Genomic DNA, 23407 nt, shown 5'->3' on the forward strand with positions numbered 1-23407 from the left:
AACACGCGGCCGCCCGCGGTGCTATCTCTCGACTTCCGCGCGGAGGTCGCCGAGCGTGGCGACGCGTTCAGCGCGACCTTTTTCGTGCTCGGGTCGCCTTCGCCGACCGCTCGCCCGAAAAACCTCGACCAAAAACCCTGCCGCTCGCGGTGCTCGCGGTGCTATTCTTCGACTTCCGCGCGGAGGTCGCCGAGCGTGGCGACGCGTTCGGCGTGCGCGTTGTGCTGGTGGATGGACTCGTCGTTCGACTGTTTCATCGTGACGACCGCGTCGTCCGCGAGGTGGTCGTACTCGTCGACGACGCTCTCGGCCATCGCGCGCACGCAGTCCTCGACGAACCGGGCGTTCGCGTGCGCCTCGTACGTCATGTGGTCCTCGTCGGGGCGCTTGGCCATGTTGTAGATGCGAGCGCTCATCGAGTCCTTCGCGAGCTCGGAGAGCTCCATGAGGTCCACGTCGGGTTCGCCCGTCGTCTCGATGGTGAGCGTCGCGTGCCCGCGCTGGCTGTGCCCGGCCTGCGGGACCTCCCGCAGGAACTCCTTCACGTCGTCGCTCTCGACGCCGAGCTCGCGGAGTTTCTCGCGAGCGCGAGCGCTCATCATTTGCTGGCTACAGGGACATACCGTCATCCCCGTGACGCGCACGCCGACCTCCTCGCGGGTGCGCTCGCCTTCCTGCGCGGTCGCGGACGCGAGGAAGTCCATCGTGCCCTGCGTCGGCTTCCCCGACTCCGGCGTCTCGTCCTGTGTGACGTACTGCGCCTCCATCTCCACGACCGCGCGCGACGTGTAGTCGTGCTTCTCCAGCAGGCGGTCGGCGGCGTCCCCGCAGACGTCCTCGATGCGGTACGCGGGCTCGCTCACCGCGGCTTCGAGGGTCTCGTCGATGACCTCCATGTTCCGGCTCATGTCGATTCCCTTGCGCTCCTTCGGGAGGTCGACGTACACCTCGAACTCGGCGGAGAGGACGATGGGGCGCTTCTCGGGGCGCGCGATTTTCACGAGTTTCTCCACGCCCGTCACGCCCACCTGGCTCAGTCCGACGGAGACGTCCGGCGTCGACGCCTGCACGTCCGGCAGTTGCTCGCTCATTGTACAGTGTTTCCCGTGGTAGCACGGAACTACTTTCGGTATCGGAAGGCTACTCCAGTTTTCCGAGCGCCTGAAAGAAGTCGCTCGCGGGTCCCGCGACCCGCGCGGGTTCGTCGGCCTCGCGGAGCGTCACCTCGCTCGGCGTCCCCACCTCGCGCGTGTTCGATCCGTCGCTCGACACGACCGCGTACTCGGCGTCGTCCACCCGAACCGTGACCTCGCTGTCCGTCCTGGTGACGAGCGGCGGCATCGCGTTGTCCGCGCACATCCCGGTGACGACGAACCCGTGCACGCCGGGTTGGACGAGCGGCCCGCCCTCGCTGAGGTTGTACGCCGTGCTCCCGGTCGGCGTGGAGACGAGGACGCCGTCCGCGTGACTCGCCGTGTACAGCGAGCCGTCCACTCGAACCTCGACGGTGACGCCCTGGCCGTGGCCGCGCTGCGGTCCCTGCACGACGACTTCGTTCAGCGCGGGCGTGAGCACCCAGTCCGCGCCGGACGCCTCGATGCGGGGCACGTCCCGCGACCGCACCGCACCCGTCTCCAGGTAGCGCTCGACCTCCTGTTTCACCGCCGCCACGGCGTCGTCGGGCGCGACCGCGTTCAGGAACCCGACCTCTCCGAGGTTCACGCCGAGAATCGGCACGCTCCCCGCGCCCCGCGCCGCGAACAGGAACGTGCCGTCCCCGCCGATGCTCACCACGAGGTCGCACGTCGAGAACTCCGAGACCTCGTGGCCCTCCAGGTCGGCGGCGTCCGCGCTCTCCTCGTCCACCCACACCTCGACGGTCTCGGGGAGCGCGTCCGCGATGTCCGCCGCGAGGTAGGCCGCGCGCGCGTTCCCGCGCTGTGCGACGATTCCCACACGCATACCCGCTCCGAGAACGCCCGCGCGTAAAAACCCAGTCACCACAACACCACCTTGATTTAGGTTGGCCTAAATAGGTGGTAGTAGAGAATGGAGACCGACGTATCCTCCGCGGACGGACTGCCGCTCGACGACGGCTTCGTCGACGCCGTCGCCTTCCTCGCGCGCTCACAGCACCGGATGCGCGTCCTCGACGTGCTCGCCGACGGTGCACATCCGCGCGAGGACCTCCTCGACGCGACCGGCGCGACCCGCGTAACGCTGAGCCGCATCCTCGGCGACCTCGAAGACCGTTCCTGGATCGTCCACGAGTACGACCCCGACCGGTACGCGCTCACCGACCTCGGACACCTCGTCCACGAAGACCTCACTCGGCTCCTCCGAACCGTCTCGGTCGGCCAGCGCCTCGACGGCGTCTTCGAACGCCTTCCGACCGACTGGTTCGGGTTCGACCCGCGATGTCTCGCGGACGCCCGCCTCCTCGGTTCGGACAGCGCGGACCCGTCCGCGCCCGCACGCGCCGTCGCGGACGCGGTCGTGGACGCGAACCGGGTGCGCGCGCTCGTCGGGTCGTTTACCGCGCTCCCCCTGTACGCGTACGCGGCTACCTCGTACGACGAGTCGGCGCCGGACGCGACCGTCGTCTACGACCCGAGCGCGGCCGCAGTCGTCGCCGAGAACGACGACCTCGCGCACCGCCGCCGGTCGATAGAAGCCGACTGCGACGACCCTGTCTACTATCGAACCGGCGCGTCGCTTCCGTGCAACGTCGACATCATCGACGACACCGTCTACCTCTCTATCGGGAACGACAGCGGCGGCTTTCAGGTCGTCGAGACCGACCATCCGGCGGTCGTCTCGTGGGCGCGCGAGGAGTTCACGGCCGTCCGAGAGAACGCCGTGTCGCTCCGCGAGTGGACTGACGAACGCACGTAGATGCGCGTAACACGGTGTGTTACGTGGTACACGGCGCGTTCGCTGTCGCCCCGCGAGCTACTAAGATTGTTTAGGCATACCTAAACGATATGCCTCAACGGCGAAAGATACTCGCAGGCACCGCAAGTCTCATCGCGGCAGGTATCGCCGGCTGTTCCAGCGACAGCGGCGACTCGACGACCCAGGACTCGACTACCAGCACGACGGGTGACACCACCGAAGAGAGCCCGACGCCGTACACCGTTCACATCGAACCGAACGACCCCTACACGTTCGACGAGGTGCCCGAATCGTACGGCGTCGTCTCCGGGCCCTTGCTCGACCTCGGTATGTCACTCGGCATCCACCCGTCCGCGACCACGGGCCTCGAACGCGCCCCGCTGAAGTTCTACGACCTTCTCGACCTCGAGTTCGACGAGAGCGAGGTCGTTAAACTCGCGAGCGGAGCCGAATCCGGCTACGACAAGGAGAACTTCTACGCCGCCGACGCGGACGTCTGGCTCATCCCGAAGAGCACGCTTGACCGATTCACCGAGTGGAGCGAGTCGGACTACCAGGAAATCGAATCCCAGACCGGTCCCTTTCTCGGCACACCGCTTCGGTTCGCGCCGACCGCCGCCGTCTCCAGCGACCCGAACCCCTACACGCTCTACGAGGCGTTCGAGAAATACGCGAAAGTCTTCCAGCGCCAGGAGCAGTTTCAGGCCTGGCAGTCCCTCCACGACGACCTCATGAGCACCATCGAGGACGGCCTGCCGCCCGAGAGCGAACGCCCGACCATCGCCGCTATCTGGCGCGGTGTCAGTCCGGACTCCGGCCGGTTCCGCATCGCCCCCATTCACCGACTCGGGAACAACACGAAGTCCTACTACCGCCTCGGCATGAAGGACGCCTTCGAGGGACAGTACCCGGACGGCCCAATCGGGTACGAGGAACTCCTCCGAGTCGACCCCGACTACATCGGCGCGGTCGGCGCGCTCACGTCCTCGACGCACGAGCAGTTCGTGAACAACGTCGTCGAACCCTTCGAGAACAACGAGAACGGCCAGAGCCTCAGCGCCGTCCAGAACGGCAACGTCATCCGGAGCGCCGGCCAGTACATGGGCCCGCTCGTCGATATGTTCTCCACCGAAGCCGTCGCGAAACAGGTGTATCCCGACACCTTCGGCGAGTGGCCGGGCCCCGTCGGGGAACTCCCGGAGAGCGAACAGCTCTTCGACCGGCAACGCCTCCTCGACATCGTCAACCGCGACTTCTAGCGTTCGATGAGCAAGGTTTCTGATTCGCTCGCGGAGGGCCGCGCACGCTGGAGCGACTGGTACGCGACCTCTCGGCTCGCCGTTATCGCGCTCGCCAGCGTGCTCGTCCTGCTCGCAGCGACGATACTTCAGGTGAGCTTCGGCGCGTTCCCCCTGACGCTCGCCGAAGCGTGGCACACCGTCTTCGACCCCGAGGTCGTGTTCAGCGTCGACGTCTGGCGGTCGTTCCTCCTCACGGGCGGCGTGCCGGACTGGTTCAGTCAGCGACAGCTCATCGTCTGGAACATCCGCCTCCCGCGCATCATCGTCGGCGTTCTCGTCGGCGCGAACCTCGCGGTCTCCGGGGCTATCTTCCAGATACTCACGCGGAACGAACTCGCGAGCCCCTACGTGCTCGGCATCAGTGACGGCGCTGGACTCGTCGTCCTCGTCACGCTGACGTTCATGACGAGCCTCCTGCCCGTGATGCCGGTGCTCGCCGCCGTCGGCGGAACCGTCGCGTTCCTCATCGTCTACCTCATCGCGTGGAAGAACGGCACCAGCCCGGTTCGCCTCGTCCTCGCCGGTGTCGTCGTCGGCACCGTCTTCGGCTCCGTGCAGCGCGCGCTGTTCTTCTTCATCGACGACCTCAGCGTCGTGATGTCCGCGCAGGCGTGGCTCGCCGGCTCGCTCCTCGGCACCGACTGGGAACAAGTCCGCATCGCGCTCCCGTTCACCGTCGTCGCGCTCGTGCTCGCGTTCGCCGTCTCCCGCCAGCTCGACGTGCTCCTGCTCGGCGAGGACACCGCGAGCGCGCTCGGAATGCCTGTCGAACGCGTCCGGTTCGCGGTCGCCGGCATCGCCATCCTCTCCACCGCAGCCGCCATCGCCGTCGCGGGTCTCGTCGGGTTCGTCGGCCTCATCGTCCCCCACATGGTTCGAAACCTCGTCGGAAACGACTCGAAACGCCTTCTCGCGGGCTGTCTGTTCCTCGGGCCGGCGCTCCTCGTCGGCGCGGACGTCGGCGCGCGACTCGCACTGAGTCCCGTCCAGCTCCCCGTCGGCATCATCACCGGCCTCGTCGGCGGCCCCTACTTCCTCTACCTCATGCGGAAGAAGGAAGACCTCGGGTCAGTATGACCGGGAACGACGACCCGGCCGAGTTCCGCGCGACCGACCTCGTCATCGGCTACCCCGGTCTCGACAACCCGGTCATCGACGGCGAGACCATCGAAGTACCTCCCGGCGAGATAACCGCGCTCATCGGCCCGAACGGCAGCGGGAAAAGCACGCTCCTCGGCGGTCTCGCGAACCAGATAACGCCCGACGACGGCACCGTCCTCGTGGACGGTCGCGAGGTCGCGTCGATGGAGTCGAAAGAACTCGCGCGCCGCCTCGGGCTGCTCGCCCAGCAGAACACGTCGCCGGACGGCATCAGCGTCGAGGACCTCGTGGAACGCGGCCGGTACCCGCATCAGGGGTTCTTCGGGTCGTCCACGCCCGAAGACGAGCAGGCCGTCGACGACGCTATCGAACTCGCCGGCATCGAACACCTCCGCGAGCGCGCGCTCGACAGCCTGAGCGGCGGACAGCGCCAGCTTGTCTGGATCGCGATGGTGCTCGCGCAGGACACCGACGTGCTCCTACTGGATGAACCGACGACGTTCCTCGACCTCCACCACCAGCTCGACGTCATGACCATCGTGGAGACGCTCCGGGACGACAGCGAGATGACCGTCGTCGTTGTCCTGCACGACGTGGAACAGGCCGCCCGATACGCCGATAACGTCGTCGCGCTCCGCGACGGCCGCGTCCACGCGCACGGTTCGCCCTCCGAGGTCGTTACTTCGGACTTGCTCGCGGACGTGTTCGGCGTGGATGCTGCGGTACTCGACACCGAACACGGCCGAAAAATCGTCCCACTCGACCCGCTCGATTCGCGAGAGTCCGACCGTCCGGCCGAGTAGGCCGGCCTACCGATTCTCGTCGGCGTCGTACGGGAGCATCGCGGCGAGCCGGTCGGCCACGCCCGGGCTGAGGAGGCCCGCGACCTGCATCGCGTCCGCCTCGCGGGAGTCGAGGTCGAGGACGCTCCGGTAGAACCAGGAGACGGTGACGTACGCCTCGTGGAGCGCGGCCGCGCGCTCCCGGCCGTCCTCGGTGAGGGTCGCGCCCTCATAGGGTTCGTGATGGACGAGGCCGTCCCGGTCGAGGTGTTTGAACTGCTCCGTGACGGTCGAGGGCGAGCGGTCGAGCAACTCCGCGACGGCGCTCGTGCTGACCGGCGAACCGCGCTGTTCCAAGACAATGTAGACGGCGAGCAGGTAGGGCGCGTCCCCGTTCATCGTGAGCCGGGTCAGTCCTCGCGGAGGCTCGGATGCGTGACTTGGTCGTCCGGGTGCGGGTCGGCGAACCGCTCGCGCATCGTCTCGCGGGCCCGCCGCTGGCGGGTGTCCTGCTCGTCCGCGTCTAGCTCCTCGCAGCCCGGTGGGAGGTCGCGACCGCGGTCGGTGAAGTAGCCGTCGGGCGCGACCCAGTCGTGGTAGAACGGCCGGTTGTCGTCCTCCAGCAGCGACACCGCGACTTCGGCTCCGTGGCCGGCGCAGACGGCGGCCTGATGGGGTTTCCCGGCGACGCGGCCGGCGGCGTACACGCCCGCGACGCCGGTGCGGCCGCGTTCGTCCACGTCCACGTAGGTCTTCCCGCGATCTACGATATCGACGCCTTCGAGCCCCGTGAGGTAGCTCGTATCGCCTTTCGTCGCCGTGATGACGTACTCGGTCGCGTACGCGTCGTCCGCAGTTTCGACCCGGAACCCGTCGTCCGTCGCGATGGTCTCGGTGACGCGGCCTTCGACGCGCCGCGCGCCCGCGGTGTCCGCCTGTTCGCGCAGGAGGTCGAGGAGTTGTCGAGGGTTGACGCCCGCGGGAAATCCGGGGAAGTTCTCGAGATGGGCGTTCCGTCGGAGGATGGGTTCGCCCGCGTCCACGACGAGCGTGTCGAGGCCGTGTCGCGCGGTGAACGTCGCGGCCGACAGGCCCGCGACGCCGCCGCCGACGATGACGACATCGTGGTGGTCGGTCAGCGCGTCGTTCGCAGTCACATCTGCCATGCTGTTTAGGCTGGCCTAAAACGGTTTAGGGGTTCCGGTTCCGCCGGGGGACGCCGCCGCGCGACGCTCCACCCCACCCGGCCGTTACAGCGCCGCGTCGAATACGTCCACCACCCGCTTCACTTCCGCCGCGTCCTCCACGAACACCAGTAACCACGGCGGCTCGACGGCTTTCGGTCGCGTCCGCAAGTCACGCTCCGCCGCGGCCGCGCGCGCCGCGTCCAGCCCCGTCTCGAACTCGACTCGCGCGCGCTCCGGCTGCACGAACACCCGCGCAATCCGCTCGCCCGCGTGGTGCACGTCGTAGGCGCGCGCGCCGTCCGCCGTCGGCTCCACGTCGAGGTCGGCGTTCTCCACCGACACGTCCGCGAACGCGCCGACCCCCCGGCCCGTCAGTTCCGAGGCGAGCAGCTCGGCGATGCGGACGCCGTCGTTCAGGGATTCCGCGACCATCACAGTCCCCCCCGGGCCTTCGCGGCCGCGTCGTCCACGTTCACGCCCTCTCGTCGCGCGTACACGACCGCCGCCGCGTCCGCCGTGATACCGAGGTCCTGCTGGAGTTCGTTCACGGCCGCGACGACCTCCTGCTTCTCCACGCCCTCCGATTCGAGCGCGTCCACCGCGCGCTCGAACGCCGAGCGCTCCCGAAACACCGACTCGTCCGGCGAGAAGTCCTCCGGTACCTCCACGGAGTCGAGGTCGAAGTCAGCGATGAGGTCGCCGTCGTCCCGCGACACGAGCCCCTCCCCGGTGGCGATGTCGATGACGCGCTTCGCCTGGTCCGGCGACAGCCAGTCCCGGTCCAGCGAGAGCGCTACTACGAACTCGTGCTCGCCGATACGGGCCTTCCCGGTTTGCTTGAACGGGGCCGCGACCGTCACGCGCAGACTCATCACCCGTACTCCACGCCGGCCGGGCGTAAATCGCGTGGTTTCCCCGCGAGTCCGGTTCCGAGCCTTTTTAGTACGCGCTGAGCCTCGTATTGGGTATGCAATACCAGGGCCGCTCCAAGCGCACGAAGACGGGTGGGCGCAGCCGACCGCACAGCAAGAAGAAGAAGCACGAGCTCGGTCGCTCGCCCACGGAAACCACCGTCGGCGAACCCAAGTTCCGCACCGTCGACTCCCGCGGTGGCGACGAGAAGGTCCGCACCCTCTCCACGAACGTCGCGAACGTCACCGAGGACGGCGAGACCACGCACGCCACCATCGAGGACGTCACCGAGAACCAGGCGAACCCGAACTACGTCCGCCGGAACATCATCACCAAGGGCGCGCTCATCGAGACGGACGCCGGCACGGCCCGCGTCACCTCCCGCCCCGGCCAGGAAGGCCAGGTCAACGCCGTCGTCGTCGACGACGAATAACCTCGCTGTCCGACCGACACGACGTTCTCACTCTCCCGTTTCTCACTCCTCTCCAGCCATAGAACTGTTCGCCGAGCGAGGGGTTTTGCGTCAGAGCAAAGCTCTGACTAAGTCACACTTGCTTCGCTCGCGTGACCGAAGAACCCGAGCGAGGCGATTCACGGCGCGGCTCCGCCGCGCCGCTTTTTTTGGTGGAGATTTTTTGCGCGAGCGGTGCGCGAAGCGCACCCGAGCGGAAAAAAGGTCCGTTATTGGAAACCGATGTGGCTGCCTTCTCTCCGTTGTTCGGCGGTCTGGCCGCCCTTGAATTGTTCTTCGACGTCCTCGTAGTAGTCGAGGAGGTCGTCGGTGATGGTGGGGCGGACGTTCTCCATGGCTTTCCGGAAGTGACGCATGCCGACTTCGGTGGCGTCGTCGTCCTCGCGGAGCGCTTCGATGGCGGCTTCGCGGGCGATGTTCGCGAGGTCCGAGCCGACGTAGCCGTCCGTGATTTCGGCGAGTTCGCGGAGGCTCACGTCGGGCGCGAGCGGCGTGTCGTCGGTGTGGATGCGGAGGATGCGTTCGCGGCCCTCGGTGTCGGGCTGGCCGACCATTACCATGCGGTCGAAGCGCCCGGACCGGATGAGGGCAGGGTCGATGATGTCGGGGCGGTTGGTCGCGCCGATGACCATCACGTCCTCCATGTCCTCGAGGCCGTCGAGTTCGGTGAGGAGTTGGTTGACGACGCGCTCACTGACGTTGTTTCCGGCGTTCTGTCCGCGGCCGGGCGCGAGGCTGTCGAGTTCGTCGAAGAAGATGATTGTCGGGCTGACCTGCCGGGCTTTCCGGAACGTTTGCCGAATCGCCTTCTCCGACTCGCCCACCCACTTCGAGAGGAGCTGGGGGCCGCGGACGCTGATGAAGTTCGCGTTCGTCTCGTTCGCGACGGCTTTCGCCATCAGCGTCTTCCCGGTGCCGGGCGGGCCGTAGAGGAGGACGCCGCTCGGCGGTTCGACGCCCATCCGCCCGAACTTCTCGGGGGAGTTCAGCGGCCACTCGATGGACTCCTTCACCTGCTGTTTCGCGCCGGTGAGGCCGCCCACGTCGTCCCACGAGATTTTGGGGAGTTCGACGAGGACTTCGCGCATCGCGGAGGGTTCGACCTCGTTGAGCGCGCCGCGGAAGTCCTCGCGCTTCACGATCATGCGGTCGATGAGGCTCGGCGGGATGTCCTCCTCGTCGAGGTCGATTTCGGGGAGGTACCGGCGGAGCGCGCGCATCGCGGCTTCCTTCGTGAGGGATTCGATGTCCGCGCCGACGAAGCCGTGCGTGTCGTCGGCGAGGTTCCCGAGGTTCACGTCGTCGGACAGCGGCATTCCGCGCGTGTGGATTTTCAGGATTTCCTCGCGGCCGACCTCGTCCGGGACGCCGATTTCGATTTCGCGGTCGAACCGGCCGGGCCGGCGGAGCGCGGGGTCGACGGCGTCCACGCGGTTGGTCGCCGCGATGACGATGACCTGTCCGCGGCCTTTGAGGCCGTCCATCATCGTCAACAGCTGGGCGACGACGCGGCGCTCGACTTCACCCGTCACGTCCTCGCGTTTCGGCGCGATGGAGTCGAGTTCGTCGATGAAGATGATGGACGGCGAGTCGTCCTTCGCGTCCTCGAATATCTCCCGCAACTGCTGTTCGGACTCCCCGTAGTACTTCGAGATGATTTCGGGGCCGGCGATGGAGAAAAAGGACGCGCTCGTCTCGTTCGCGACGGCCTTCGCGAGCAGCGTCTTTCCCGTGCCGGGCGGGCCGTGCAGGAGCACGCCCTGTGGCGGCTCGATGCCGAGCTTCTGGAATATCTGGGGGTGCTTCATCGGGAGTTCGACCATCTCCCGGACGCGCTGAATCTCGTTCTGGAGGCCGCCGATGTCCTCGTACGTGATACCGCCGCCGGTGCGCTCGAACCCGCTGATGGGTTCCTCGCGCAGTTCCACGTCGGTGTCCTCGGTGACGAGGCAGACGCCCTCCGGCTCGGTTTCGACGGCGATGAGCGGAATCGCCTGGCCCGGCGAGCGCATGAACGGGTGGTTCGTCGACGACATCACGGGGACGATGTCGCGCGCGACGACCGGGCGCTTGAGAATCTGGCGTTTGACCATTCCGGCGGCGTCCGAGCCGAACTGGACGGAGGCCTCCTCGGGCGGCGCGAGCACGAGCTTGTCCGCCTTCTCGGCCTCGGCCTTCCGTATCTTGACGCGTTCGCCGATACCGACGTCGGCGTTCTGCCGGGTGAACCCGTCGATGCGGACGGTGTCGGTGTTCCAGTCCTGGCGGTCGGCGCGCCAGACCTTCGCTGCGGTGGTCTCGGCGCCCTCGATCTCGATGATGTCGCCCGGGCTGAGCTTCAGGTGGAGTAGCGTGTCGGGGTCGAGGCGCGCGATACCCCGGCCCGAGTCGTTCGGGTAGGCTTTCGCGACCTCGAGTTGGACTTCGTTCATCGTTAGTTGGGTGAAGGTGTGACCTGTCGCCCGAAGAACCTTCCGACGACAGACGTATGCCAACGTATGGCACGGATACACATAGCGGTGACGGTGCACCCCTGTTTCGCCTACTCTCCGTGTTCCTCGATAGCCTCGTCGAGCGTCAATTCGCCGCGCGCGACCCGCCGCGCGAGCGTTTCCGGGATGGTGCGATTCTCCGGTGAGCGCTCCCGCGACCGGTTCTTGATGACCTGTAACTCGCCCGCTGTCGGCTCGAACGACCGCGACGTGACGACCTCGCCCTCCAGGCGCGCGATGTTCGCTGCGGCGAGCACGTCGTCCATCCCCCGCACGCCCGCGCCGAGATATGGTGTCGTTCCCGTCTCGTCCACGAGTTCTACGGTCACCCCCGCCTCCGCGAGGCCGTCCACGACGCGCGCGCCGTGCAGCCGCGCGCCGTCGCCCACCCGCACGAGCGGGTCGAGCGCGCCCTCGATTTCCTCCAGCACCACGTCCACGGTGTCCTCGACGGGCACGCGGAACGCCGCGACGACGAGGTCGCCGGAGAGCACTGCGACGCCCGGGTTCGGCCCGGGGTCGACGCCGACGATGGTTCGCCCCGTCCCGCCGCGGAGCACCGCGAGCGCCTCGTCCACGGCCTTCCGCGCGTCGTCGGCGTCCGCCACGACGGTGTCGAGGTCCGCGTCCACGTCGTCCGACGCGCCGGTCACGAGCACCGCCGCGTCCTCCGGAATCGGGTCGCCCGGTTCGATGGTCGTGAAGGAGACATCCCGGTCCCTGAGTTCCGCGAGGAGTTCGTGGTAGAGTTCGAAGTCCGCGGTCGCGACGACTATCACGGCCCGATTTCGAACGGCGGCGAGTAAAAGCACTCCGCCGTTCGGTGTGTTTTTCCCGGATAGCGCGCAACGTAGGGGTAGTGACCGATTCTCCCCTCACCACCGGGTGCGGCGCGCTCGACGACCTCCTCGGCGGGGGGTTCGAGCGCGGCGCCGTCACCCAGCTCTACGGCCCGCCCGGCGCCGGGAAGACGAACGTCGCGCTTTCGGCCGCCGTCGAGGCCGCGGACGCGGGCGACACCGTTGTCTACGTCGACACCGAAGGCCTCTCGGTCGACCGGTTCCGGGACGTGCTAGAGGCGAACGCGAGCGATCCGGGCGCCGCGTCCTCGCGCATCGTCGTCTCCGAGGCGCACGACTTCGACGAGCAGGCGGAGGCGGTGCGGGACGCGAGCGAGTTCGCGCCCGACGCGAGCCTCGTCGTCCTCGACTCCGCGACCGGATTCTACCGGCTTCGTCGCGCCGACGACGAGGAGGCCGGGGACGCCCTCCGGCAGGTCGCGAAACAGGTGACGCACCTGCTCTCGCTCGCGCGCAAGCACGACCTCGCCGTGGTCATCACGAACCAGGTGTACACGGACCCGGACTCCGACACCAGTCGCCCGCTCGGCGGCCACACGCTCCAGCACTGGACTGGAACAGTGGTTCGCCTCGACCGTTTCAAGGGCGACCGCCGCCGCGCCACCCTCGAAAAGCACCGCGCGAAACCCGAGGGCGACCGCGCTCAGTTCCGAATTACGAACGACGGCATCGAGAACGTCACATGATGTATCGAACGCATCGCGCGACGGAGTCGCGCGAGCTTTTTAGTGGAGGTTTTTGCGTGGAGCGGGTCGCGGACGCGACCCCGACACGGAAAAAAGTCCGCACTCAGTTCCGAATCACGAACGACGGCATCGAGAACGTCACATGAACGCGGATTTCTGGGTGCTCGCGGGCGCGGCGGGTTGCGGCGCTCTCTTCGTGGTGTTCGCGTACCTCTGGCTCCAGCTCAAGGCGTAGCACCACCGTTTTTCTCACTGGACGGCCACGACGACGTATGGAGGTTCGACGCCTCGTGTCGCCCGACGACATCGGAGGACTGCAGCGCGTGAACACGCTCGCGTGGCGCGCGGCCTACCGCGGCCTCGTCCCCGAGAGCGTGCTCGACTCGCTCTCCACGGCCGTTCCCGACGACACCGCGCAACGACGCTTCGAGGAACTCCGCGAGGCGAACGGTCGGGTGTTCGTCGCGGAACTGGACGACGACATCGTCGGATACGCCCGCGTCCGCTGGGTGGACACAAAGCGGTTCGTCGACTCGGGGGACGCCGGCCTGACGGAACTCTACGTTCACCCCGACCACTGGCAGGACGGGATAGGGACGGCGCTCCTCGAACGCGCCCTCGACAGCCTCCCCGACGACACGGACGCGCTCGTGCTCGAAGCGCTCGCGGGAAACGAACGCGCACAAGCGTTCTACACCCGCCGCGGCTTCCGGCACGCCGGCAGTCGCACCGCCGAATTCGCCGGCGAAGAACTCGAGACAGCCATCTACCGACGAGAACTGTAACCGTCTTGTAACGGTGGCTGTGCGGCGGTCGCGGTGCGTATTGCTGTGCGGCGCGGATGCGGTCGCGGAAGAACGGCCCGCGGGTAGTACCGAGCGCGCCGCCGGCGCGCTCGGCCTTTTTAGTGGAGGTTTTTACGGTTCGGGGTCGCCTCCGGCGACCCGCTCACCGTAAAAAAGTCCTAGAGCTCGTTCAGTTTGCGGAGGAGCTGTCCCTTGTACTCTTCGTCGGCTTGGATGCCTTTGAGTTCGAGGACGTTGCGCTCGAGGTGGTCGAGGGCGAGGTTGAGGGCGTTGTCGGAGCCGTAGCCTTCGCCGGTGCCGGCGGCCTGGCCTTTGTTGGTGCGGAGGCGGATCTGGCAGTAGATGAGGGGCGTTCCGCGGAGGCGTTCTTTGTGTTCGTGGAAGCGGACGTGCGCGTGCTGGACGTGCATGTCGCTGTACTTCTGGGTGATTTTCTCGATGCCTTCGCGGACGTCCTCGCGGCCGATGGTGTCGAGGAGGTCGATGTTGGTGATCTGGACGTCCATGCGTTCTTCTTCGGTGTAGGAGAGCGCGCGGAGGACGTCGGTCTTGGTGAGGATGCCGCCGACGACGCGGTCGTCGTCTTCGGGGGTGACGACGAGGCCGGCGATGTCGTCGTCGAGCATGGTGCGGACGGCGTCCTCGACGCTGTCACTGGGGTGGGTGGTGGTGACGGGGCTGGACATCACGTCGTAGACGGGGAGGTCGAGGAGGCGTTCGATTTCGCCGCGGCGGTCGCCGCGCGTGGTTTTGTCGACGTCGCGCACGATGAAGTCGACGAGGTCGTGGACGGTGACGATGCCGGTGAGGGCGCCGTCCTCGTCGAGGACGGGGAGGCGGCTGATGGAGTTCTCGCGGAGGCGGTTGATGACGGTGCCGATGTTGGCGTCCTCGTCGATGGTGACGATGTCCTCGCTGAATATTTGGTCGACGGTGAGCGCGTCGAGGTTGTCGAGGACGGCTTCGAGGATGAGGTCTTCGGTGACGACGCCCCAGAGCTGGTCGGCTTCGAAGACGGGCGCGACTTTCGTGTTGCCTTCGACGAGTTTGCGGGCGACATCGCGGACGTTCTCGGTTCGCTTCAGTTTGGGGACGCTGGAGGGGTTGGTGAGGGAGACGGCGCGGGTGTCGTCCTCAATGTGGGAGGAGAGGAGTTGTTTCTGAGTGATGACGCCCTCGAAGTCGGCGCCGCCGGCGCGCGTGACGATGATGCCCTTCGGGTTCTCCTCCTCGAAGAGCGAGCGCACTTTCCCCATGCGTTCTTCGGCGTCGACTGAGACGTAGTCCTGAGTCGCGATGTCGGAGATATCCATGTCTGTCGGAGAGTGCACCGGGAAACTCTTGAAGGTTGTTGCAGAAGCCTTCTCACCCGAAGGTTCAACAGACGGGGAGTGCTATTCGTACTCATGGGTGAGCGCGCGTGCTATCTGGCGTTCTGTCCCGAGTGCGACCTCTCGGTGTCTATCGCGGACGAGGAGTGTCCCGAGTGCGGTGCGCCGCTCGACGCGTAACTCCGAAACACCCATAGGTGTTTAGGTGAACCTAAAACTATGAGTGGTTCCACGCCCAGCGTCGTGGTAGTCGGCGGCGGTCCCGCCGGTGCCGCGGCCGGCGTCTTCACCGCACGCTACGGACTCGACACTACGGTGTTCGACCGCGGCAGCTCCTCGCTCCGTCGCGCCGCGTTCATCGAGAACTACCTCGGATTCCCGGCCGGCATCGACCCCGAGACGTTCTACGACCTCGCGCACGACCACGCGCGCGAGGCCGGCTGTGCGGTCGTCGACGACATGGTCACCGGCGTCTTCGAGACGGACGGCGGCTTCCGCGTCGAAACGCAGGACGACCGCAGCCTCGACGCCGACTACGTCGTCGCAGCGACGAAGTACGACTGGGAGTACCTCGACAGTCTCCCCGCCGACTTCGTTGAGGACGGCGAGTACGAGCAGTTCGACGCCTCTATCGTCGAGCAGGACGGCGGGACGCCCCTCGACGGCCTGTACGTCGCCGGTCCCAATGCGGGCGTCGCCGACCAGGCGCTCATCGCCGCCGGCCACGGCGCGCAGGTCGGCCGCGCCATCATCGCGGACGTCCGCCGCGCCGACGGCTACGAAGGGACGTTCGCTGAACACTACGACTGGCTCCGCCGCGAGGAGAACCTCACCGGCGAGTGGGCGACCCGCGAGCGCTGGCAGGAGTACCTCGACAACGCTCCCGACGCGCCCGACGACGAGGAACTCCGGGAGCGCTACATCGACGACCGATTCGCGAAGTACGTCGACGCCGAGGAGCGCGAAGAGCGAACGCAGAAGGCCCATCGACGGCTCGCGGACCACCTCGACCTCGGGGAGGAAACCACGGACTGACGAGGGCTTTTCACGCCGCGCGCCGAACCGTCGGTATGGATTACACGGAGCGAATCGAGCGCGAGCGCGCCGAGAAGGACGAGTACTTCGCGGAACACCCTCGCTCTCCGATTCCCATGGGTGAACGCGACGACTTCGACGCCCTCGACTACTACGACCCCGACCCAACCTATCGGTTCGAACTCGAACTCCGCGAGTTCGACGACCACGACACCATCCAGGTCGAGACCACGCAGGACGGCGAGCAAACGTACCACCGTTGGGGCGAGTTCGAATTCGACCTCCACGGCGACACCCACACCCTCACCGCCTACCGCCGCGACCCCAGCGAACAACAGCTCTGGGTGCCCTTCCGCGACGAGACGAACGGCGACACAACCTATCCCGCCGGCCGCTACCTCGACCTCGACGAGAACGCCGAACGCGACGGCGTCTGGCTCGTCGACTTCAACCGCGCCTACAGCCCCTTCTGCGCGTACTCGGACGCCTACGAATGCCCCCTCGTGCCGTTCGAGAACCACCTCGACGTTCGCATCGAGGCCGGCGAACGCCACGAGAACTGATCTGCGAACATACTCCGGGAGAAAACACTAACTCAGTTCCCGAGAGACCTCTCCGTATGGACCGCGAACGTGCCGTCCACGCCCTCCCGCGCGTGTTCGCCGCTCTCGTCCTGGTTGCCTCGCTCACCACGTTCCTCCCTGGCGTCCGACTGCCCCTCCCGTTCACCGCTGTCGTCGCCGTTCCGCTCGCGCTCGTCGTCGCCGTAGTCGCGCGCGCCGCCGTCACCCGCGCCCCCGTCGACATCACGCTCGCCGCGTTCACCGTCCCCTGCGTCCTCACCGTCGCCTACGCGCTCTACGAACACTTCGTCCTCACGCCCGGCGTCGTCTGGGGGCCGCTCTTCGTCCTCCTCGCCACCGCGCTCCTCCTCCTCGCCATCCTCGCCGACACCGCCGTCGAACGCCTCGCGGACACCCGAACTGCTGCCTGACGCGCGCCAGCACCCAGCCCTCGGGGGAGACGCGTGGCCGAGGAAGCCACTACGATAGAAGACCTCGCTCCGGGACGGACCGACGACCGAACAGAGCCCGGAAGTTATTATTAGTCATGCAGACAAGATATATGACGTGTCAGACCCCGCTCTCCGACGGACGATACGCCGCTGTACCGCCGTCTTCGTGTTGGCGCTCGCGGCGACCTTATCCACGATTCAATCGATACTGACTCAGAACGGCTTTTCGAGCGATTCCACGCTCCTTACGACAGTTCTCTTCTTCGGCTCGACGCTCTATCTCATCGGAAGTATCGGACACACGTTCCTCAGTAGCGAGTAGTCTCACCCCGTCAGTTGTTCTCCCACAGTTCGGAGGAGGAACGCTAACGCTCCGGCGGAACAGTATAGAACTCCGCCCGACTCGCACACCCCGCTCGTCCCCTTCGAGAACCACCTCGACACCCGCATCGAAGCCGGCGAACAGTACTAGACTCCCGATTAGGTGTTTTCTACTGGCATCTGTCTACTCCTCCGCACCATCAATACACCTACCTTAGGAGATTTCTTATAAATATATGTGTGTTGGTAGATAAATTAATAATACTTGGCGTGTGTGGTGTAGGTGCGATGGAAAAAGAACGTTGTCAGGAACCTGCAGGAAACCGCCGTATGTTCCTGAAGGCTGTGGGTAGTATCGGTCTTGGAACAGCTGCACTAAGTTCAGAAGCTACAGCAAGTCCGGAAAGTAAAGGCGATTTAGGCGTGAAAAAAGGTGATAATATAAAAGAACGTATCCGGGAGTCTGATCCTCAGAAGCTGTACGACTATTACGCGAATAAATATTCTCCTGAAATCGCAAAAAAGGTTCGCGAAATCTGGAAACGTTATACGCAAGCAATTCTTAATGGCCAACTCCGTGTGGATGTCGCGAAAGCGAAAGCATTTAACGAACTAATGGGCGTTTCTCCAGAATTACGGAGAGATCTTGAGGCCGCTCGGGCTGAACGATCCACCATCGACGAAAATAGCACGAACACCACTCCTTCAGTAGATAGAAGACAGACGAACCGTGTATCAACTGAGTCATACACAACACCCGGCGAGATGTTTAGCGGGGAACTTCTTCTCATAGATGGCAACGTTGGCGGGAGTGGCGTTGGATATCGGGACTCCCACTATTATCTCGAGGATAATATTTTAACATCTATTGTTGAAATTGTTGCTATAGGGAGTATCACGCAATGGGCTGAGCTAACCGGAAACTTTTATATAGCTCAGGGGGACGGAGGAACCTATCGGGCAACTGCAAACTACTGGCATAACGGGATGCTTATCAGTGGAAGTGCGACCTATGACATGTGGATTCACCCTCGCAACTCTTCCTCCAAAACATTCTTTAATTTCCAATCTCCCGGCGCTAGCGTTTATGGGAATGAGTCACGTAGTGTCCAACTGTCTCTTAGTAGTGATACAGTCTACGACTTTGGGTTCCGATTAACAACCTCAATTAATGGAATTACTGAGGCTCTTGTTGATTACCAGACGATAAATGCTGATGGGTCTACTCGCCAGTTCCGCCTTGATAGTCTACGACTTGATCCGGTATAAATGTATATCGACATATCCTTCGGATAAATATTAGTATGCCGGGGGCGAATTCATTCAACATGAGGGAACTCGAACGGTCACTTATTGGAGTGGTAAAGTTTATAGTATATTTTATATTTTTCCTCATCGGGACCGGGATACTCTTGAATAATCCAGCTTCAATATATCAGGCCATTCCTGTCCTTATCGGTGTCGCGTTGTTAACGCATGCAGCAGTGGAGGACGACTTTCGACGAGTTGAATACACGCTCATCGGTTTATTTTTGTCGATAGGGATCGGAGTGATACTAATTGGAGTGTTAACAGCTGTTTCTATCCAACTTCCGGATGTTCTCATAGGGGATTTGTCGCTTTCAGTGGGTCTCACAGGGGTTATCAGTATTCTATATCTCGTACAATCCTCAGATACAGATATCGGATCAGAACGTGCTTGACTCTGTCGACAGAATCGATTAATTCCGGTGCGTTATACCATTCGTCAGCTAATATACTCCCGTGTGTTAGAGTATTTCTCTATTCTGATGGTGTGAGTATCCGTATCTACCTATGACATTCTCTCTTTCCATTGCAGGACGCCGCACTTCATCGTCGTGCGTATCCTAGTACTCAAATGTAGTGGGTTGGGGCGGATTTGAACTTCAGTCGCTTCGCTCCGCTTCGTTCCCTAGTTCAAATCCGCCTGTCCACTTCGACGAACGGACTCTTCACTATCGTTCATCGTTGCGGTTCGTCAGAAGTGGGTTGGGGCGGATTTGAACCGCCGACCTCCTCCATGTCAAGGAGGTGTCATAGCCTGACTAGACCACCAACCCGCCTGCGATTTTCGGTAGGCCGGCGCTACACTTGACGGTTTCGACTCGGCGTCGACGCCCACTCACGACAGACTTAAGTCGACGTACACACTTGTACATTACAACCCACAGTTGGACATTGGTGGCCACTATGCAGGACTACATTCGACGCGTGACGGACGGCGACGACCTCTCACTGGACGACGCGCGGAGCGCCGCGTCCGCGGTGTTCGAGGACGCCACGGACGCCCAGATCGGCGCGCTGCTCGCCGGACTCCGCGCAAAGGGCGAAACGGAGGACGAAATCGCGGGGTTCGCGCAGGGCATGCGGGACGCCGCGCGCACCATCGACCCCGACCGCAGTCCGCTCGTCGACACCTGCGGCACGGGCGGCGACGACTACGACACCATCAACGTCTCCACCACCACGGCGCTCGTCGTCGCGGGCGCGGGCGTCCCCGTCGCCAAACACGGCAACTACTCCGTCTCCTCCTCCTCCGGCAGTTCGGACGTGCTGGAGGAGGTCGGCGTCGACCTCGACGCCAGCCCCGACGCCGTCGAGGAACGCATCGAGGACGACGGCATCGGCTACATGCACGCGCCCGCGTTCCACCCCGCGATGAAGGCCGTCATCGGCCCGCGCCGCGAACTCGGGATGCGCACCGTCTTCAACGTCCTCGGGCCGCTCACCAACCCCGCGGGCGCGGACGCCCAACTGATGGGCGTCTACGACCCCGACCTCGTCCCGCTGCTCGCGAACGCGCTCACCCGGATGCCGACCGAGCGCGCGCTCGTCGTGTACGGGAACGGCCTCGACGAAATCGCGATTCACGACGAAACCGTCGTCGCGGAAGTCGATGGGGGAACTGTCGAAGAGTACACGCTCACGCCCGCCGACATGGGGCTCGACCGCGCGCCCATCGAGGCAATCGAGGGCGGGACGCCCGAGGAGAACGCCGAGGACTTGCGCGGCATCGTCGAAGGCGTCGTCACCGGACCGAAGCGCGACGTGATTCTCGCGAACGCGGGCGCAGCTATCTACGTCGCCGGCGAAGCCGACAGCATCGAAGCGGGTGTCGACCGCGCGCGAGACGCCATCGACACCGGCGCGGCCGCGGAGACGCTCGCCACCCTGCAGGCGTCGAAATGACGCGCGTGAAAATCTGCGGAATCACGAGCGAGGCGGACGCCGCCGCGGCGGTCGACGCCGGCGCGGACGCACTCGGCTTCATCGTCGACGTGCCCGTGGACACGCCCCGCGAACTCGACCCCGAGCGCGCGGCCGACCTCGTTGCGGACACTCCGCCGTTCGTCACCACGGTTCTCGTGACGATGCCCGACACGCCCGCGGACGCCGCGGACCTCGCCGACCGCGTGCGGCCGGACGTCCTCCAGGTGCACGGCGACATCTCCGCGGCCGACCTCAACGTGCTCGCGGACGGCGTGGACGCGAAGCTCGTGAAGACCGTGGACGCCGACAGCCCCGAGGACGCCGCGCGCTACGACGCCGCCGCGGACGCGTTGCTCGTCGATTCGACGGACGCCTCGGGCGCGGGCGGCACGGGACGAACGCACGACTGGACGGTCACCCGCGACCTCGCCGCGCGCGTCGACTCCCCGGTCGTGCTCGCCGGCGGCCTCACCCCCGACAACGTCGCCGAGGCGGTCGAGACCGTCCGGCCGTTCGCGGTGGACGTGGCCTCCGGCGTCGAGGCGTCTGGCGGCGTGAAGGACCACACCGCTGTCGAGGCGTTCGTCGCCGCCGCGAAGAACGCGGACGGGGTGGTGGCGTGAACGTCGAGCGCGCCGACTTCGTGGAGCGCTGTGCGGGCGACGACCCCGTGGTCGCGTACGCGAGCGCCACCCTCGACACGGACGCGTCGCCGCTCGCCGCGTACGCCGCGTTGGCCGACGGCGACCACTCCTTCCTCCTCGAATCCGCGAGCAAGACCGCCGCGAGCGACCCCGACGGAGCCTTTCAGCACGAGTCCGACGACCGGCACGCCCGCTACTCGTTCGTCGGCTACGACCCGGACGCGCTCGTCACTGTAGAGCCGAACGGCGCGACCGTCGAATCCCTCGCCGGCACGGGTGCCGCCGACCACGTCACGCCCGAGCAGGGCGACGACGTGCTCGACACGCTCCGCACCGCGCTCCCCGACGCAGTTCGGAGAGGGTTCCCGGACGCCGACCGTCAACTCCTCGACGGCGGACTCGTCGGATTCCTCGCCTACGACGCCGTCTACGACCTCTGGCTCGACGAGGTCGACGTCGAACGCCCGGAGACGCCGCTCCCGGACGCCCAGTTCGTCCTCACCACGCAGACGCTCGTCTTCGACAACACGACGGACGAGGTGTCGCTCGTGTTCACGCCGGTCGTCGGCCCCAGTGACGACCCCGGCGACGTGTACGACTCGCTCGCCGCCGAAGCCGACCGCGTCGCCGCCGAACTCGCGGACGCCCCGCATCCGGAGACGGGCGGGTTCCGGAAGACCGGGGAGTCAGCGGGCGCACGCGACGAGTACACGAACGCCGTCGAAACCGCCAAGGAGGCCGTCTTGGACGGCGAAATCTACCAGGGCGTCATCTCGCGCACGCGTGAACTCACCGGCGACGTGGACTCGCTCGGGTTCTACGAGTCGCTGCGCGACGTGAACCCCTCGCCGTACATGTACGTCGTCCGCACCGGCGACCGCACCGTCGTCGGCGCGAGCCCCGAAACCCTCGTCTCCGTTCGCGGGCGGACAGTGTTGAACAACCCCATCGCCGGCACGTGTCCCCGGGGGACGAGTCCCGTCGAGGACCGCCGGCTCGCGGGCGAGATGCTCGCCGACGAGAAGGAGCGCGCCGAACACACGATGCTCGTCGACCTCGCGCGGAACGACGTGCGCCGCGTCAGCGACCCCGGCTCCGTCTCCGTCCCCGAGTTCATGCGCGTCCTCAAGTACAGCCACGTCCAGCACATCGAATCCACGGTGACGGGACACCTCGCCGAGGAGTACGACGCGTTCGACGCCGTCCGCGCGTCGTTCCCCGCCGGCACGCTCTCCGGCGCGCCCAAAGTCAGGGCGATGGAACTCATCCACGCCCTCGAAAACGGCCCGCGGGGCGCGTACGGCGGCGGCGTCGGCTACGTCTCCTGGACCGGCGACGCGGACTTCGCTATCGTCATCCGCACCGCCACGGTCGAACACGGCGAGAGCCGTGAGCGACGTGCCGCCGGGTCGGATACGATTCGAGTGCGGGCGGGCGCGGGCGTCGTCGCGGACTCCGACCCCGACAGCGAGTTCGAGGAGACGGAGAAGAAGATGGGCGGCGTGCTCGACGCGCTCGCCGAAATCACGGAGGAATCGGAATGAACGTCCTGTTCGTGGACAACTTCGACTCCTTCACGTACAACCTCGTGGAGTACGTCTCCGAGCGCGGCCACGACACCACCGTCCTGAAGAACACCGCGTCGCTCGACGAGGTTCGGGACGCCGACCCGGACGCCATCGTCGTCAGTCCCGGCCCCGGCCACCCTGCGACGGAGCGCGATGTGGGCGTGACGATGCCCGTTCTGCGCGAGGTCTCCCCCGAGGTGCCGACGCTCGGCGTCTGCCTCGGGATGGAAGCCGCCGTCCACGAGTTCGGCGGGACCGTCGGACACGCGCCCGAACCCGTACATGGGAAGGCGTACCCAATCAGTCACGACGGCGACGGCGTCTACCGCGGCCTCGAACAGGGCTTTCACGCGGGCCGTTACCACTCGCTCGTCTGCACCGCGATACCCGAGTGCTTCGACGTGACGGCGACCACCGACCACGCCGGCGAGACGCTCGCGATGGGCGTCCGCCACGAGACCTATCCGCTCGAAGGCGTGCAGTTCCACCCGGAGAGCGTGCTCACCGGCGTCGGTCACGACATCGTCGGAAACTTCCTCACGACAGCCCGAGAACGCTGAGCAGGTAGAGCGCGGCGACGACCACGCCCGCGACGAGCAGGAGCTTCCACGCGACGCTCAGGAGGAAGCGTCCGACGAGCACGATGACGAGCAGCGCGACGATGGCGACGAGGAGGTTGCCGAGCGGCGACCCGACGCCAATCGCTGCGAACAGTGCTGCTGTGAGCATACTCGGAGGACGGACGACCACGGGCAAAAGCGTGTGGGC

Annotated in this window: 27 protein-coding genes and 1 tRNA gene; 17 read left to right on the forward strand and 11 right to left on the reverse strand. The window is 65.6% G+C overall.

Annotation, left to right across the window (positions count from 1 at the left end):
• Positions 1–161: 161 nt before the first annotated feature.
• Positions 162–1091, reverse strand: coding sequence for a GTP cyclohydrolase MptA (mptA, locus tag U3A55_RS04350; protein ID WP_330990261.1), 930 nt, complete (start codon positions 1089–1091; stop codon positions 162–164).
• 49 nt (positions 1092–1140) lie between these two features.
• Positions 1141–1962, reverse strand: coding sequence for an NAD(+)/NADH kinase (locus U3A55_RS04355; RefSeq protein WP_330990262.1), 822 nt, complete (start codon positions 1960–1962; stop codon positions 1141–1143).
• 87 nt (positions 1963–2049) lie between these two features.
• Here U3A55_RS04355 and U3A55_RS04360 point away from each other — a divergent pair, with 87 nt between their 5' ends.
• The 4 genes from U3A55_RS04360 (at position 2050) to U3A55_RS04375 (ending at position 6100) form a co-directional block, all read left to right on the forward strand.
• Positions 2050–2895, forward strand: a complete 846-nt coding sequence (locus U3A55_RS04360; RefSeq protein WP_330990263.1) for a helix-turn-helix transcriptional regulator — start codon at positions 2050–2052, stop codon at positions 2893–2895.
• An 89-nt stretch (positions 2896–2984) separates the two neighbouring features.
• A complete protein-coding gene (locus U3A55_RS04365) occupies positions 2985–4154 on the forward strand; it encodes an ABC transporter substrate-binding protein (RefSeq protein WP_330990264.1) in 1170 nt (389 codons plus the stop codon).
• 6 nt (positions 4155–4160) lie between these two features.
• Positions 4161–5273 (forward strand): FecCD family ABC transporter permease, encoded by a 1113-nt coding sequence (locus U3A55_RS04370; RefSeq protein ID WP_330990265.1) that lies wholly within the window; start codon positions 4161–4163, stop codon positions 5271–5273.
• Positions 5270–6100, forward strand: a complete 831-nt coding sequence (locus U3A55_RS04375) for an ABC transporter ATP-binding protein (protein ID WP_330990266.1) — start codon at positions 5270–5272, stop codon at positions 6098–6100. The genes U3A55_RS04370 and U3A55_RS04375 overlap by 4 nt, the downstream gene beginning before the upstream one ends.
• Positions 6101–6106: 6 nt before the next feature.
• On the opposite strand, the gene U3A55_RS04380 is transcribed toward U3A55_RS04375, so the two are convergent.
• The 4 genes from U3A55_RS04380 to U3A55_RS04395 all read right to left on the reverse strand — a co-directional run bounded on the left by U3A55_RS04380 (position 6107) and on the right by U3A55_RS04395 (position 8138).
• A complete protein-coding gene (locus U3A55_RS04380; RefSeq protein WP_330990267.1) occupies positions 6107–6478 on the reverse strand; it encodes a metal-dependent transcriptional regulator in 372 nt (123 codons plus the stop codon).
• 11 nt (positions 6479–6489) lie between these two features.
• Entirely contained in the window at positions 6490–7245 is a 756-nt protein-coding gene (locus tag U3A55_RS04385) for an FAD-dependent oxidoreductase (protein ID WP_330990268.1), read from the reverse strand.
• An 84-nt stretch (positions 7246–7329) separates the two neighbouring features.
• Complete coding sequence (locus tag U3A55_RS04390) at positions 7330–7698, reverse strand: hypothetical protein (RefSeq protein ID WP_330990269.1); 369 nt, start codon at positions 7696–7698, stop codon at positions 7330–7332.
• A complete protein-coding gene (locus tag U3A55_RS04395; protein WP_330990270.1) occupies positions 7698–8138 on the reverse strand; it encodes a DUF2240 family protein in 441 nt (146 codons plus the stop codon). The genes U3A55_RS04390 and U3A55_RS04395 overlap by 1 nt, the downstream gene beginning before the upstream one ends.
• A 95-nt stretch (positions 8139–8233) precedes the next feature.
• Between U3A55_RS04395 and U3A55_RS04400 the strand changes: the two genes are divergently transcribed.
• On the forward strand, positions 8234–8611 hold the full coding sequence (locus U3A55_RS04400; protein ID WP_330990271.1) for a 30S ribosomal protein S8e: 378 nt from the start codon (positions 8234–8236) through the stop codon (positions 8609–8611).
• 248 nt (positions 8612–8859) lie between these two features.
• Here U3A55_RS04400 and U3A55_RS04405 read toward each other — a convergent pair whose 3' ends face one another.
• Together U3A55_RS04405 and U3A55_RS04410 are read right to left on the reverse strand one after the other, a co-directional pair.
• Positions 8860–11082, reverse strand: a complete 2223-nt coding sequence (locus U3A55_RS04405; protein ID WP_330990272.1) for a CDC48 family AAA ATPase — start codon at positions 11080–11082, stop codon at positions 8860–8862.
• 110 nt (positions 11083–11192) lie between these two features.
• Positions 11193–11921, reverse strand: a complete 729-nt coding sequence (locus U3A55_RS04410; protein WP_330990273.1) for a hypothetical protein — start codon at positions 11919–11921, stop codon at positions 11193–11195.
• Positions 11922–12001: 80 nt separating this feature from the next.
• Here U3A55_RS04410 and radB point away from each other — a divergent pair, with 80 nt between their 5' ends.
• Positions 12002–12688, forward strand: a complete 687-nt coding sequence (radB, locus tag U3A55_RS04415; protein WP_330990274.1) for a DNA repair and recombination protein RadB — start codon at positions 12002–12004, stop codon at positions 12686–12688.
• 272 nt (positions 12689–12960) lie between these two features.
• Entirely contained in the window at positions 12961–13473 is a 513-nt protein-coding gene (locus U3A55_RS04420; protein ID WP_330990275.1) for a GNAT family N-acetyltransferase, read from the forward strand.
• Positions 13474–13652: 179 nt separating this feature from the next.
• Here the strand turns inward: U3A55_RS04420 and U3A55_RS04425 are convergent, their stop codons facing one another.
• Positions 13653–14807, reverse strand: coding sequence for a CBS domain-containing protein (locus U3A55_RS04425; protein ID WP_330990276.1), 1155 nt, complete (start codon positions 14805–14807; stop codon positions 13653–13655).
• A gap of 237 nt (positions 14808–15044) precedes the next feature.
• Here U3A55_RS04425 and U3A55_RS04430 point away from each other — a divergent pair, with 237 nt between their 5' ends.
• From U3A55_RS04430 to U3A55_RS04455, 6 genes are all read left to right on the forward strand, one after another.
• Positions 15045–15860, forward strand: a complete 816-nt coding sequence (locus U3A55_RS04430; protein WP_330990277.1) for an FAD-dependent oxidoreductase — start codon at positions 15045–15047, stop codon at positions 15858–15860.
• A 35-nt stretch (positions 15861–15895) separates the two neighbouring features.
• Positions 15896–16423 carry a DUF1684 domain-containing protein gene (locus U3A55_RS04435; protein ID WP_330990279.1) on the forward strand — a complete coding sequence of 176 codons (528 nt, stop codon included), beginning with the start codon at positions 15896–15898 and terminating at the stop codon, positions 16421–16423.
• A gap of 56 nt (positions 16424–16479) precedes the next feature.
• Positions 16480–16854 carry a hypothetical protein gene (locus U3A55_RS04440; RefSeq protein ID WP_330990280.1) on the forward strand — a complete coding sequence of 125 codons (375 nt, stop codon included), beginning with the start codon at positions 16480–16482 and terminating at the stop codon, positions 16852–16854.
• Positions 16855–16990: 136 nt separating this feature from the next.
• Positions 16991–17197 carry a hypothetical protein gene (locus tag U3A55_RS04445; protein WP_330990281.1) on the forward strand — a complete coding sequence of 69 codons (207 nt, stop codon included), beginning with the start codon at positions 16991–16993 and terminating at the stop codon, positions 17195–17197.
• Positions 17198–17436: 239 nt separating this feature from the next.
• Positions 17437–18465 (forward strand): hypothetical protein, encoded by a 1029-nt coding sequence (locus tag U3A55_RS04450; protein ID WP_330990282.1) that lies wholly within the window; start codon positions 17437–17439, stop codon positions 18463–18465.
• Positions 18466–18524: 59 nt separating this feature from the next.
• Entirely contained in the window at positions 18525–18899 is a 375-nt protein-coding gene (locus U3A55_RS04455; RefSeq protein ID WP_330990283.1) for a hypothetical protein, read from the forward strand.
• Positions 18900–19202: 303 nt separating this feature from the next.
• Here the strand turns inward: U3A55_RS04455 and U3A55_RS04460 are convergent.
• Positions 19203–19277, reverse strand: a tRNA-Val gene (locus tag U3A55_RS04460).
• 130 nt (positions 19278–19407) lie between these two features.
• On the opposite strand from U3A55_RS04460, the gene trpD reads away from it, so the two are divergent.
• Genes trpD through trpG form a run of 4 tightly spaced genes read left to right on the forward strand, consistent with a single transcriptional unit; the run spans position 19408 to position 23199 of the window.
• Positions 19408–20406: an anthranilate phosphoribosyltransferase gene (gene trpD, locus U3A55_RS04465; RefSeq protein ID WP_330990284.1), complete on the forward strand. Its 999-nt coding sequence runs from the start codon at positions 19408–19410 to the stop codon at positions 20404–20406.
• The gene (locus tag U3A55_RS04470; protein ID WP_330990285.1) at positions 20403–21050 is read left to right on the forward strand and encodes a phosphoribosylanthranilate isomerase; all 648 of its coding nucleotides are present in this window, start codon (positions 20403–20405) and stop codon (positions 21048–21050) included. The genes trpD and U3A55_RS04470 overlap by 4 nt, the downstream gene beginning before the upstream one ends.
• Entirely contained in the window at positions 21047–22615 is a 1569-nt protein-coding gene (gene trpE, locus U3A55_RS04475; protein WP_330990286.1) for an anthranilate synthase component I, read from the forward strand. Before U3A55_RS04470 ends, trpE begins: the two co-directional genes overlap by 4 nt.
• On the forward strand, positions 22612–23199 hold the full coding sequence (gene trpG, locus U3A55_RS04480; protein WP_330990287.1) for an anthranilate synthase component II: 588 nt from the start codon (positions 22612–22614) through the stop codon (positions 23197–23199). Before trpE ends, trpG begins: the two co-directional genes overlap by 4 nt.
• Here the strand turns inward: trpG and U3A55_RS04485 are convergent.
• The gene (locus U3A55_RS04485; protein ID WP_330990288.1) at positions 23177–23368 is read right to left on the reverse strand and encodes a hypothetical protein; all 192 of its coding nucleotides are present in this window, start codon (positions 23366–23368) and stop codon (positions 23177–23179) included. The genes trpG and U3A55_RS04485 overlap by 23 nt on opposite strands.
• Positions 23369–23407: the final 39 nt, after the last annotated feature.

This window comes from Salarchaeum sp. III, assembly GCF_036418315.1.
Taxonomy (GTDB): Archaea; Halobacteriota; Halobacteria; order Halobacteriales; family Halobacteriaceae; genus Salarchaeum.